Source organism: Candidatus Collinsella stercoripullorum, from assembly GCF_027669965.1.
Lineage (GTDB): Bacteria > Actinomycetota > Coriobacteriia > Coriobacteriales > Coriobacteriaceae > Collinsella > Collinsella stercoripullorum.
This window is the reverse complement of sequence record NZ_JAQECM010000094.1, coordinates 1-2,169: the sequence shown is the minus strand read 5'-3', so window position 1 is coordinate 2,169 and position 2,169 is coordinate 1. Positions and strand designations below refer to the sequence as shown.

Sequence of the window (2,169 nt, the reverse complement as noted above, 5' to 3'; positions counted from 1 at the left end):
CGCCCCCGCCGTGGCGCGCGGGCGGCCCCGCCCCCGTGCCCGCCGCCGCGAGCCGGCGCCCTCCCCCGTCTCCGCGCGGTTAGGGTCCGGACAGATATGGAGATTCCCGCACCGCGCCCGCGTTCGCGCCGGTCGCCGCACGGGCACCGACCCCGCGCGGCATCGGGGATGGCGTTCGCGCCCCGCTCGCGCGACAATGGACGGGCTGGAACCCGCACCGCGCCGCGACGAAGGAGCGCCCATGGCATCCAAACCCCAGACCCTCGCCACCACCTCCGCCTTCGAGATCCTCGGGCCCGTGATGGTCGGACCCTCCTCGTCCCACACCGCCGGCGCGCTGCGCTGCGCCCAGGTGGCCGCCTCCCTGCTCGAGGGCGACATCGCGCGGGTGCGCTTCCGCCTGTGGAACAGCTTCGCGCACACCTACCGCGGGCACGGCACCGACCGCGCGCTCGTGGCGGGCATCCTGGGACTCGCCACCGACGACGAGCGCATCCGCGACGCCTTCGGCCTAGCCGGGGAGCGCGGCGTCTCCTTCGAGTTCGACATCGCCGGCGACGACCCCTCGCTGCACCCCAACACCGTCGACATCGAGATGTCCGACGGCTCGGGCGCCGCCGCAGCCGTGCGCGGCGAGAGCCTGGGGGGCGGGCGCGTGCGCATCAGCCGCATCAACGGCGTGGGCGTCGACATCTCCGGCGCGTACTCCACGCTGTTCGTCGCGCACCGCGACGTGCCCGGCGCCCTCGCCTCGCTCGCGAGCCTGCTCGCGGAGGCCCGCGTGAACATCGCCTTCTGCCGCACTTACCGCACCGAGGCGGGGGGACGGGCGTACTCGGTCTTCGAGACCGACGGCGCCCCCGACCCCGCGGTGCTGCCGCGCGTGCGCGCGCTGGACGCGGTCGACAACGCGACCTTCATCGAGGTCCCCGGGTCCGCCTCGACGCTCGCCCCGGGCGTCTCCACGCCCGAGATGTTCGACGACGCCGCCCAGCTCGTCGACGCCTGCTCGGAGCGCGGCCTCACGATCGGCGGGGTCATGGCCCTGCGCGAGGCGCGCCTGACCGGCGGGGAGCGCGCGGCGCGGTCCATGCGCCGCGTGCTCGAGGTCATGCGCGAGGAGACCTCCTCCCCCATCGCCGCGCCCGCGCGCTCCCTGGGCGGCTTCATCGGGGGCGAGGCGCGGCTCGTCGACTCCGCGGGCGAGCGCGTCGGGGCCGCGCTCATGGGCGCCGTCCAGACCGACGCCGTCGCCCGCGCCATGGCGGTCCTCGAGCGCAGCGCGAGCATGGGCGTGATCGTGGCCGCGCCGACCGCCGGGTCCTCCGGCGTCGTCCCGGGCTGCGTGCTTGCCCTCGCCGACCACCTGGGGCTCGGCGAGGCGGCGGTCGAGGAGGCCCTCTACTGCGCCGCCGCCGTCGGCCTGGTCCTGTCCACGTCGGCGTGCGTCGCCGGCGCCGAGGGCGGCTGCCAGGCGGAGGTCGGCAGCGCCGCCGCCATGGCGGCCGCCGCGCTCGTGCAGATGCTCGGGGGGACTCCCGCCTGCGCGCTCGACGCCGCCTCCATCGCCCTGTCCAACCTGCTGGGCCTCGTCTGCGACCCGGTCGGCGGCCTGGTCGAGGTCCCCTGCCAGAACCGCAACGCCATCGGGGTCGCCGCGGCGTTCTCCTCGGCGCAGCTCGCGCTCTCGGGGATCTCCAGCCTCGTCCCCTTCGACGAGATGGCGCAGGTCATGCTCAAGGTCGGCCGGGCGCTCCCGGCGAGCCTCAGGGAGACCGCGAAGGGCGGTACCGCCCAGGCCCCCGCGGCGCTCGAGGCCTGCCGCCGCTGCGGCATCTGCGGGTAGGCGGCCCGCTTCCTCATCGCGGGGAGGAATTACCTGAAAAACACATGCATACGGACCACTGCGTCCGCACATGCAGGTATAATCCTCCCGAACCGACATCCGGCCCGCGCACGGGCCGCATATCTGAGCGCGAAGGAACTGACCGAGCATGAACGACAACCGAACCGAGGGACGCATCGTTCCCCCTCGCCCCATTCAGACCGGGGCGCACCGCGCCCGCCCGAACGACGCCGGGTCCCTGCGCCCCGTCGACCCCGCGCGCCTGGCCTCCGTCCGCGCCGCGCACGCCCGCGCCGCGGGGACCCAGCGCCCTGCGGGGGCCC

The 2,169-nt window shown here is 75.6% G+C and carries 1 protein-coding gene; it reads left to right on the top strand.

The features are described from left to right. Positions 1 to 241: 241 nt before the first annotated feature. A complete protein-coding gene (gene sdaAA, locus PHA29_RS10435) occupies positions 242 to 1,846 on the top strand; it encodes an L-serine ammonia-lyase, iron-sulfur-dependent, subunit alpha (RefSeq protein ID WP_270849574.1) in 1,605 nt (534 codons plus the stop codon). Positions 1,847 to 2,169 lie beyond the last annotated feature (323 nt).